Source organism: Prolixibacter sp. NT017 (assembly GCF_009617875.1).
In the GTDB taxonomy this organism is placed as follows: Bacteria; Bacteroidota; Bacteroidia; order Bacteroidales; family Prolixibacteraceae; genus Prolixibacter.
This window is the reverse complement of the sequence record NZ_BLAV01000001.1, coordinates 1,337,869-1,349,263: the sequence shown is the minus strand read 5'-3', so window position 1 is coordinate 1,349,263 and position 11,395 is coordinate 1,337,869. Positions and strand designations below refer to the sequence as shown.

At 43.7% G+C, this 11,395-nt stretch carries 6 protein-coding genes; 5 read left to right on the top strand and 1 reads right to left on the bottom strand.

Annotation, left to right across the window (positions count from 1 at the left end; translation table 11 throughout):
- Positions 1-222 precede the first annotated feature (222 nt).
- Positions 223-1,887: a cellulase family glycosylhydrolase gene (locus GJU87_RS05495; RefSeq protein WP_153638597.1), complete on the bottom strand. Its 1,665-nt coding sequence runs from the start codon at positions 1,885-1,887 to the stop codon at positions 223-225.
- A 427-nt stretch (positions 1,888-2,314) separates the two neighbouring features.
- Between GJU87_RS05495 and GJU87_RS05490 the strand changes: the two genes are divergently transcribed.
- The 5 genes from GJU87_RS05490 (at position 2,315) to GJU87_RS05470 (ending at position 11,395) form a co-directional block, all read left to right on the top strand.
- Positions 2,315-2,893: an RNA polymerase sigma-70 factor gene (locus GJU87_RS05490; RefSeq protein ID WP_153638596.1), complete on the top strand. Its 579-nt coding sequence runs from the start codon at positions 2,315-2,317 to the stop codon at positions 2,891-2,893.
- Between the two features lie 143 nt (positions 2,894-3,036).
- Positions 3,037-4,089: a FecR family protein gene (locus tag GJU87_RS05485; RefSeq protein ID WP_153638595.1), complete on the top strand. Its 1,053-nt coding sequence runs from the start codon at positions 3,037-3,039 to the stop codon at positions 4,087-4,089.
- Positions 4,090-4,416: 327 nt separating this feature from the next.
- Complete coding sequence (locus GJU87_RS05480; protein WP_228491867.1) at positions 4,417-7,821, top strand: TonB-dependent receptor; 3,405 nt, start codon at positions 4,417-4,419, stop codon at positions 7,819-7,821.
- A gap of 24 nt (positions 7,822-7,845) precedes the next feature.
- On the top strand, positions 7,846-9,588 hold the full coding sequence (locus tag GJU87_RS05475) for a RagB/SusD family nutrient uptake outer membrane protein (protein WP_153638593.1): 1,743 nt from the start codon (positions 7,846-7,848) through the stop codon (positions 9,586-9,588).
- 409 nt (positions 9,589-9,997) lie between these two features.
- The gene (locus GJU87_RS05470; protein WP_153638592.1) at positions 9,998-11,395 is read left to right on the top strand and encodes a sialate O-acetylesterase; all 1,398 of its coding nucleotides are present in this window, start codon (positions 9,998-10,000) and stop codon (positions 11,393-11,395) included.

The following is an 11,395-nucleotide window of genomic DNA, read 5'->3' as shown; positions in this document are numbered from 1 at the left end:
TTACTATCCAGAAAAAACATATGATTATTAAATTAAAAATTGAAAATAAACACACACTGACTCTTTATCCATTGTGCATGATTTCATTTACAAAACACAAACAATACAGGATAGTATCATACCAAGCGAAATAAATATTGAAAATACCTGAAACCCAAACCACAAAAAAGAGACTTGCCCGAACAAGCAAATCCCTTTCCTTACAAATTGCAAGTACAAATCTTATTTCACATCCACCCAATCAAAACCTATTGTCCCTTTCATTACTTTTAACCGTATCTGGTTTTCTCCTTTTTGGAAGAATAATCCCCCCAAATCAATCTCATTCCAGTCGGCTTGCTTCACATCGACCTCCTTCTTCACACCGTTCAATGTGATGGCAAATGATGCAGGCAATTGCTCTGCTTCCACACGGACGCTGACCAGATGATTACCTTCTGTGGCACTTTTTACAGTATAAGCTGTCCACTCCCCTTCTGTCAGGCTAATATACTGTTGTGAAACGCGTTGCTTCTTGTCAAAATTCATCACCTCAACCGGAACCGGTTCATTGGTGCGGTAATATTTCGATTTTTGGGTGGTGTCCTTCACGAAATAGGAAACATTATATCCATCCGGGCCGTAATTTTCAGCCTCTATCTTAACAGGAATCCTGCGGAAAAGTGAATTCACCACATCGGGGAAATAGACGCAGTTCGCCAGTTTGATATTTTGTAGCAGTTCGTCAAGCGCTTTTTGTGCAACTTCTTTCGATGGTTTCTCTTCTCCTTTTGAAAAAGCAGAAATCAGGTCCCAGTTTTCGGGCTTATTGATGGAATAAGGCGTATTTTCAGTATCCATCTTTTTCCAGGGCCAGAAGGACCAGCCAATGTTGTTCGCTTCAAAATACTGTGTGGTGGCCCAGTAAATCGCTTTACCCTGTTCGCCGGTCTCTCCTACCCAAACAGGAGCATTCAGCTCTTTACGTTTATCGAGAAATTGCTGAATACTATTCAAATGGTCAGGACGACTCCAACAGTAATAATGAAACTGGAAAAACATGTTGCTATCAAACTTTTCGGTGAACTCCGACCAGTTATTGGCCCAGTTATATCCTTCGACAACAATCATATGTTTCGGATCGACTTCCCGGATAGCTTTCGTCACCCGCTTGTACAAAGGCACCAACTGGTCTTTATACTTATCGGCTGCGCCGGTATTTTCCGGCAATGGCTCATTCAGTAAATCGTAAGCGGCAACCGTTGGATTATTCTTGTATCGTTCAGCTATCTTCACCCACAGTTTAACCAGCCAATCCTGATTCTTTTTATCCATGAAAAGCTCCGGCTCATTATTGGCACTGTCATCGATGTTTGCCCCGGTTTGTCCACCCGGTGCACCATGCATATCGATAATGACATACAATCCGTATTTTCCGCACCAGCTTACCAGCGAGTCCAGCAACTGAAAACCTTCGTCTACGAATTCCGGGTTATCGCCTCCGGTAAGAAAAAGCCTGGAATTAAGTGCCGGCCGAACCGAATTAAATCCTAACGCTGCAATTCGTTTGATATCCGCTTCCGCGATGTAATTTTGATGGAAGCTTTTCCAGAATTTGGCTGCCTGATCCGGTCCTATCATGTCGCTAACCAGCTGCTCAATTTTCCGGGGCCGGTCACCATTCTTGCCAAATTTCCACATATAGCCTTCCGGAAGCATCCAGTTTCCAAGGCCGACTCCGCGAAGAAATACTTTGTTACCGGCATCGTCCACAAAGTTGTGTTCATCGGTGTGAAGCCAGGCAAGTGATTTTTTTGCCGGAGTCGTTTCTTTTTTCTCCGCACATGAATTAAATAGCAATGTTGTAACAAACAACACTACTGTACTTAAGACGAGTAATTTTTTCATGCCATTAATGTTGGTTCATTGTTTTATCGGTAAAAAATTCAAAAGTCGCATCAGATTTCAACCAAAGATAAGAGAACAATCGATGAAAACATCGCTTCCGCATCTACCGCGGAAGAAAACTTGGCTATCAGTTTCATCAAGAAATGAAAAGAGAAAGCGTCAGTAGAGCATCCGTTAATAAAATTCATCAGCTCTCTTGTTTACTACTATCTGCAAGTAAACTCTGTTAAAATTTCAACGCCTATTTGTTACATAGGTTTCGAGCAAACACAATCGCTACCACACTCCTTATCAACCGACGATTGATATATCAATACATACAATCCCCAAAAATATTTCCACAAACCTTATCGTACTTTACGTGTTTTTTACGTATTTTGATATCTCACAAAACCTTTCTATCATTGTTTCTACTTATTCTTTTCTAATGCAGGACAACTCTAAGACATATTGCGATCGACTTATTAAGGGCGACAAAAAGGTGATTGATCGTTTATATGAAATGTACCATGCTCGCATTTTCCACTTTGCTTTGAGTTTTCTGAAAAACGAAGAAGATTCATACGACATTGTTCAGGAAGTTTTTGTAAAGCTTTGGGAGAAGCGTTCGTCATTCAGAAAAGACACCAACATCGATGCTCTCATGTTTACGATGGCTAAAAACACCATTCTCTCGGTTTTCCGAAAAAGAGCAAGCGAACAGAAATACATCGAATTTCTGGGCCATCACATGCAAATCAACACGGATGCCACATCCGAGCAAGTTGATTATTCGTTTCTAAAAGCGCAATACGAGTCCGTTATCCCCCAATTGCCCCCCAAACGAAAAGAGATTTTCATGTTAAGTCGCGAGAAAGGGCTTACAAACAAGGAGATTGCTAAACTCAAAGGGATTTCGGAGAAAACCGTCGAAGATCACATTACTAAATCGCTGGCCTTTCTGAAAAAGCACATTTCACAATTTGGTATTTGGGCGGCACTTTTTTATGCTCTTTTTATTGAATAGACAAAAACAGATAAACATCTCATTATATACCTATTACAACTAAATCCGGCAAACTATTCTCCCCAAAATCCACATCCTACTAAAAAAAACCGCCACAAGGAGCAGGGGAAAAATATCACGTTTGCGTTGTACTTGTAACAAAGATGAAAAAACTGCTCGAAAAATACATTGAAGGCGACTGCTCTGAACGGGAATTGAAAGAGGCAGTAGAGATATTGAAAGAGCCTTTTGTCAAGCCTGAAGTCAGGGAAGTGTTCTACTCTCGTTGGACAGAGTGTGAAGACAGCGAAGACGTTGACTCAAAAAAATCAGATGAAATCCTGCATCGGGTTCACCACCGGATCAACCTGATGGAAGAGCAACCATCCAAGCTAAAAAAAATCTACCTAGGCTTTTCAAAAGTAGCTGCCGTACTCATTATTCCTTTACTGATTGTAGCAGGCACATTCATTATACGTACCACCAATACGAAAAAATACCTCGCCCAAACAACCGTCAGCGTACCATTGGGAGCTACCAGCCAACTGCAACTTCCCGATGGAACCCATGTCTGGCTCAATTCTGGTAGTACACTCACCTATCCGCTTTCGTTTCGCAAACACCACACACGCCTCGTTGAACTGCACGGTGAAGGCTATTTCAAAGTAGCCAAGGACAAAACCTCACCATTTATTGTCGACATGGCCGATATGGATGTGAAAGTAACCGGAACGGTTTTTAACGCCCGGGCCTATGACGACGAAGCCTATGCAACAGTTGCCCTGGTAGAAGGTTCCGTCGAATTGGGAAGCGAAGCAAACAAAGGGAAAGAATTCACGAAATACGAAAGCCTCAGACCTTATGAAGTGGCTTTCCTCGATAAAAGGGACAACCAGCTGAAGATCGAAACCAAATCAGATTTGGACAAATATACAGCCTGGAGGGAAGGGCGAACGGTGTTCGACAACGACCCGATTGAAATTGTGGCGGACAAGTTTGAGAAACTGTTCAACGTAAAAGTAAAAATCGAAAGTAACGACTTGCTCCAATACCGCTTCACCGCCACATTTGTAAATGAAACACTTGAACGGGCACTAAAAATATTAAGCATCTCCTCACCGATTCGTTACAAAATAATTGAGGCAAAAAAAGACAGCAATGGGGCGTTTGGAAAACGAACCATCATCCTAAGTAAAGCAAACAACGCAATAAACTAAACTATAAATAAATCTGTAACCATTAAAAAATCTGATTCCTCATGAAAAAAAAATCAACCTAAATCCGGAAAAACTTGTCAAATGAACTAAGTCTGCGGTACATACTATTGAGATGCACCATCTTGATGCCGACAGATGCTCTCATTTACAAAAACAACCTGATATCTATGTAAAAAAAAGGAGAGTGATGGGACACCCTCCTTTCGATAACTATCTGCGACTAACAGGTAGTAAGTATTAACTATTAAATCGTTTAAATCTATGAAAAAAATCTTGAATTTCAGGAGGAGACTGCATATACCTCTTCCCGAACAAACGAAACGTATTATGAAACTTACGCTCATGCTGATATTTGGGACGATATTCAGTATTTACGCTAACAACTCCTATTCGCAAAGTACCCGAATATCCTTAAACCAGGAAAATGCAACCATTCGCGAAGTACTCAAGCAGATAGAAAAAAAATCGGAATTCTATTTTGCATACAACAACAAACTAATTGACGTAAAACGTAGGGTAAACGTCGACGCTGAGAATGAAAAGATCAACCAAATTCTTAACGCTATTTTTGCCGGCACCGACGTAACCTACACCGTTCTGGACCGCCAGATTGTGCTTTCATCGAAGAAAGCGATGGGCGAAACTGCACCTCAGCAGAAAGGAAAAACCGTTGCAGGTAAAGTGACAGATTCCAATGGAGATCCTCTGCCCGGGGTGACAGTGATCATTAAAGGAACCACCCAGGGTGCTATTACCGATGCAAATGGTAATTACTCCGTCGACAATGTACCAGTTGACGGCTATCTCGATTTCTCATTCGTGGGAATGAAGAAACAGGAATTATCCGTTGCCGGAAAAACAACCCTCAATGTGGAAATGCAAAGCTCGGCTATCGGCCTCGACGAAGTGATAGCTGTAGGATATGGTGTTCAGAAGAAAAAACTAACCACAGGAGCCAACCTGAATCTAACCGCTGACGAACTTAAGCAGCAGAACACCAGTGAACCACTCGTAGCCATTCAAAGTCAATCTCCGGGTGTTAATATCACACAGAGTTCTGGTATGCCGGGGGAAGGTTTTAAAGTGAATATTAGGGGATTGGGTACGATTGGAAACTCCTCTCCATTGTATGTTATTGACGGTGTTGCCGGAGGTGACATCAATAATCTTAATCCATCAGACATTGAATCAATCGATGTATTAAAGGATGCTGCTTCTGCTGCCATTTATGGTGCCCGTGCTGCCAATGGTGTTATACTGGTTACTACCAAGCAAGGAAAAAAAGGCAAAATAAAAGTTACCTACGATGGCTATTACGGTGTGCAGGACGTCCCAAACCTGGCCAAACCGCTTAATGCCAAGCAATTCATGACCATTTACAATGAAGAAAGAACCACCTCGGGTAAAACCGCAATCGACTTTGCCAGTGTAATCCCGGATTTATATCAGAAAATTCAGAGTGGACAATGGAACGGGACAAACTGGCTGGATGAGATTTACAACAAATATGCCCCTATTCAAAACCACGCATTTAACCTCGCCGGTGGTACTGACCAGTCAGTTTTTTCTCTCGGTTTTTCCTATTCTTCTCAGGAAGGAGTACTGGGTAAACCGGTTCAGCCTCAAAATGATAAATATACTGTCCGACTCAATAGTGACCATGTAATTTACAAAAACAACGGACTTGATATCATCAAATTTGGACAAACACTGAATTATAGTTTCCGCAAACGCTCTGGTATTGCCGTTGGAGGAATGTATTACAACGATATTCGTAACATGCTCGATGGCAATCCACTGGTTCCGGTTTACAATGACAAAGGTGAGTACTATGCCAATCCAGATTTACAGGCTTCTGGTCTGGCAGCTCTTTCTTCCAGACTATACAACCCCGTGGCTCAGATGGTACTGAACAGGGGAATGAACGAAACCAAAAACTACAACATAAACAGTAACGCCTATATTGAAATTCAACCAATAAAGGATCTGTTATTCAAAAGTAGCTTTGGATACCGAATGAATGCGAACAGTTATCGCAGCTATCAGCCTGCTTATGACCTTGCCGGTGATGTTTCGCTGAGTCCGGGGCGTATAACCCAGTCGTCAGGAAATGGTAGCAGCTGGACTTTTGAAAATACGTTAAATTATAAGTTTAAATTAAATCGTAATTCGTTTGATGTACTCGTTGGGCAATCTCTCGAAAAATGGGGACTTGGCTCGAACATGCAAACAACGAATGCAAACCCCACTTATGTAGGATTTGATTATGCCTATATTGACAACACCGATGGATTAACATCAGGTGTTACAAGCTTATCCGGCAGCCCGGATGACAGAGGTTCACTGGCTTCATTCTTTGGAAGGATTCAATACGATTACAACGAAACCTATCTGTTAACTTTAGTAATGAGGGCTGATGGCTCATCCAACTTCCCGGAAGGTAATCGTTGGGGATATTTCCCGTCTGTTTCTGCCGGCTGGGTGCTCACTGATGAGGGATTCCTAGAAGACAACAACATTGTCAATTTCCTGAAACTGAGAGCCAGTTGGGGACAAAACGGTAATTCGAATATCGATCCCTACCAGTATCTGAGTATCATCGCTTTTGATTCCGAGAACAACTACTCTTTCGGAAACGACAGAAATAAACAACAATTAGGAGGATATCCATCCATTCTGCCCAACAAAGATATTACCTGGGAAACTTCAGAGCAGTTGGATATCGGTGTTGACGCTTATTTCCTCGATTCCCGGCTTCAGGTTGCATTCGACTACTACAACAAGAAAACCGTCGACTGGCTGGTACAAGCTCCCATCCCTGAAATATACGGCGCCGGTGCACCATATATTAATGGTGGTGACGTAGAGAACAAGGGTTATGAGTTGTCTCTTCGCTGGAATGATAATCTAGGCGATTTCCACTACGGAGCTTACTTTAATGCCTCAAAAAATGACAACAAGGTTACCCGTCTTGCCAATGCTGAAGGAATTATCCGTGGTCCTGCCGGTATTATCTCCCAGGGTACTGACCCAATGTACCGCGCTGAAGTGGGTTACCCAATCGGATATTTCTATGGATATAAAATACATGGAATCTTCCAGAATCAGCAGGAAATCGACAATTGGACACATGGTTTCCTACAGGAAAACCCACAACCGGGTGACGTAATATTTGCCGATACAAACGGTGACAACAAAGTTACTCCCGACGATAAAACCATGATTGGTAATCCTCACCCCGATGTAAGTATCGGATTCGGATTCAATTTATCGTACAAAGGTTTTGATTTCTCCCTCAGCGGTAAAGGCGCTTTTGGACAGCAAATCATGAAATCATATCGTTCATTTGCCGATAATGAGTTCCAGAATTATACGACTGACATTCTGAGCAAACGCTGGACGGGTGAAGGCACTTCCAATTCATTCCCGCGTCTGACCGCAGGTAACAGTACCAACCGGATCAATATTTCTTCGATTTATGTTGAAAATGGGGACTATGTAAAAATACAAAATGTTACACTCGGCTATGATTTTAAACGGATAATGCCGGCTATGCCCTTCGGTCAGGCTCGCTTCTACGTGGGGGCCCGCAATTTATTCACAATAACCAATTATTCGGGAATGGATCCGGAAGTAGGTTATGGCGACGACCAAGGCTGGGTTTCAGGAATTGACCTCGGTTTCTATCCTACTCCGCGAACTTTCCTGGCCGGTGTTAATTTGTCATTTTAAAAAAACCTTAATCTGAGAATTATTATGAAAAAAATAATATATTTTATCGTTGCTGTGGTGATGTTCACGGGGTGTAATAACTTCCTGGACCAAAAGCCTCTTACCTTAAAAACCTCAGCAAATTTTCCACAAACGGCAGATGATGCCAAACAAATGATGGCTGGTATTTACACCACCATGAATAATGCTCAAAGATTTGCAGACCAAAGCTATTTCCTCGTTTGCCAGATAGCCAGCGACGATGCATTAGGTGGCGGAGGTATGAATGATGTTAAAGCTCAGGCCTATGAAAATTTCCAGTATTCTGACCCTGAAATGCTGAACCATGCATGGACAGAGGGATATACCGGAATTTACCGCGCCAATTATGCAATCGAGAATCTTGGCAACCTTGGTACCGACGTCATCAGCGAAAGCCTGAACAATCAGTATAAAGGTGAAGCTCTGTTTTTGAGAGCCTGGTTTTACTATCAACTGGCTACGCTCTTTGGGGACGTACCGCTTACAACAAATACAGAGCCTGAAAACCTGCCTGCTGCCACAAGCGAACAACTTTACGGGCAAATGGCTTCGGACCTGAAGACCGCCATCGAAATAATGCCTAACGTTCCTTATGACCAGATAGAAGACGGCAGAGTTACGAGATGGGCTGCTGAGGCACTAATGGCCCGGGTTTATTTATTCTATACCGGCTTTTATCAGAAAGATGCGCTGCCTCTTGCTGATGGAGGAAGTGTTACCAAGCAGAATGTGATTGACTGGTTGGGTGATTGTATTAACAACAGTGGGCACCATCTGGTAGCTGACTTCCATGAATTATGGCCCTATACAAATTCTGCCACCATCGGAGACTATAAATATATTCAGGACTACATGGACTCAACAGGAAAAAGCCTGACCTATGCCAGCGACAATGGTGCCAGGAATCCGGAGACCATGTTTGCCGAGAAATTTTCCAACTTTTCCGATTGGGGAGTCAAAAGAGGATACTCCAACCAGTACGAGTTATATTTTGCTTTAAGAGGTCTGCAACCTCTGCAAAATACCTTCCCTTTCGCCGGTGGTTGGGGACAGGGAAATTCTGTTCCGAAATCACTGGTTGACGAGTGGGAAGCTGATGAACCCAATGACCCCAGATTGTGGGCCTCCGTTATGAATATTGAAAAAGAAGTGGTTCCGTTAGGTTACAAAAGAGGTCAATGGGATTTTGTAATGGAAAGTAACTACTGGGGGAAGAAGTACAACGGCATTGCTGCCAAAGCTTCTGACGGAAGTATCAAAAACGACTACAGCGTCGTAATGTATGGCAATAACGACAATAACCAGCTCTCTCATACCGATGACTTGATCTTCATCCGCTATGCCGACGTTCTTCTAATGATGTCGGAGCTAACGGAAGATGCTCAGTACATGAATGAGGTCAGGGCACGTGCCGATCTGCCACCAGTTTCTTACTCACTTCAGAACATTCAGAAAGAACGCCGTCACGAGTTTGCATTTGAAGGACTAAGATGGAATGATATGAGAAGATGGGGACCCGCTTATGCAAAAGCTGCGCTCGAGAGCCAGGTTGGCGTTCCAATCTATAACTTTGGTGAACCGGCTACCCAAAAAGCGCTTAGCCCCAAAGGCTATAGCCAACGCTATGACGAAACAAAAGGCTTCTTCCCGATACCGCAATCGCAGGTAGATATTTCGGAAGGCAAATTACAGCAAGTTGAAGGTTATCAGAATGGCGAAGGACTGTACTCCGGCTGGAGTAATTAGCAAATAGAAATAGGTTAGTAAAACATTTAGGAGCTTAAATTGAGGTTGTCTCTTCGGGGGCAACCTCTTTTTTATTAAGTCTTGCATACTTATCTCAAGAGCGGCTTACTTCTGATATTGATGCTCCTTTTTATATTCGTGCCATTATCTCCACAATAACAACGGAATGATATCGAGTATACCATAACCTGTTCTCAACCACCGGGCTGACCGATTTCTTATCTTCAAGCGGAAAGGTTACACTTTCCCGGCCAATTAATCCCGGGCGTTTTTCCCGGTAAGGAAGAAAACATACATAAGAGATGAATTCTACTCGCCGGTGGAAAACTCGTTTGCACCGGCGATTTTTTTATTTGTAAATTCATCAATCCAAAAAAATAAATTGTACAAAATGATAAAGCAACAGCACATGAAACGCATTCTTTTTCTCCTCTTCGTAATTATTCCTGCATTCACGTTCGCTCAACCCACATTAAAGCTCCCGAATATTTTGAGTGACCATGCGGTACTGCAGGCTTCATCCAATGTAAAACTGTGGGGTTGGGGACATAGCACCGTTCCGGTGAAGATTGTTTGCAGCTGGAATCCGTCCGATACCATTACCACCATGCCGAAGAAAGACTGGACCTGGGAAACAACCGTGAAAACACCCAAGGCTGGCGGCCCGTACACGATTTCCTTCACCAGTGGCAAAAAGCAAATTACCATCCACGATATTCTGACCGGCGAAGTTTGGCTCTGTTCAGGCCAGTCGAACATGGAGTTCAACTACAGTTGGGGCTCTATCGACTCCGTGGATGTAAAGAAGACAGCCAACCGCGAAATTCGCTTTTTCCAGCCTTCTCACTCCTATGCCGATTACCCGCAAGGAAATACAGATGGCGAATGGAAAGTATGCGATGCCGCGTCGATGCCCAACTTCAGCCTCGTCGGGTATTTCTTCGGGCGAAAGCTGAATGCCCAATTGCACAAGCCTGTCGGGCTGATTGGTTCGTACTGGGGCGGCTCCTGCGTGCAGGCGTGGACCCCGGAAGAGGCGTATAAAGGCAACAGCCAGCTCCTGCGCGAAGCAGAAGACCTTCCGGCAGTCAGTTGGTCGCCCGTAGCGCCGACCGTTATTTACAATGCCATGATTCACCCGATTCTCAACTACAAAATTGCCGGAACCATCTGGTACCAGGGCGAGCAGAATACCGACAGGCCGCAGTACTACGGCGACCTGTTCAAAGCGATGATTACCAGCTGGCGGAAAGAATTCCGCAACGATTTCCCGTTCTATTTCGTACAGATTGCTCCGTGGAGCGGTTACGGCGGTTTGAGCGGAGCCATTGTCCGCGAGCAGCAAGCCTCGGCACTGAGCTTGCCCAAAACCGGTATGGTAACGGTTGGCGATTTGGTGGACGATGTGACCAACATTCATCCCAAATCCAAAAAACCGGTTGGCGACCGACTGGCGAACCTGGCCTTGAAAGAAGTGTACGGGTTTGATAAACTGCAACCGTATCAGCCGCAGTTCGCCTCGATGAACATCAAAGGAAACAAGGCTTTCATTACGGTTAAATCGATTGGAAAACTGACCGTGAAGGGGAGAACCATCGAGAGCTTTCAGGTTGCCGGAAGCGACCAGCACTTCTATCCGGCCCAGGCCAAACTGAAGAAAGACGGAACGATTGAAGTGTTTTCGAAGCAAGTAAAACACCCCGTAGCGGTACGTTACTGCTACACCAATGGCGGCATGCCCAATCTGTTCGACACCAACGGCCTTCCGCTGGAACCTTTCCGCACCGATAATTGGAAAGTAAAATAA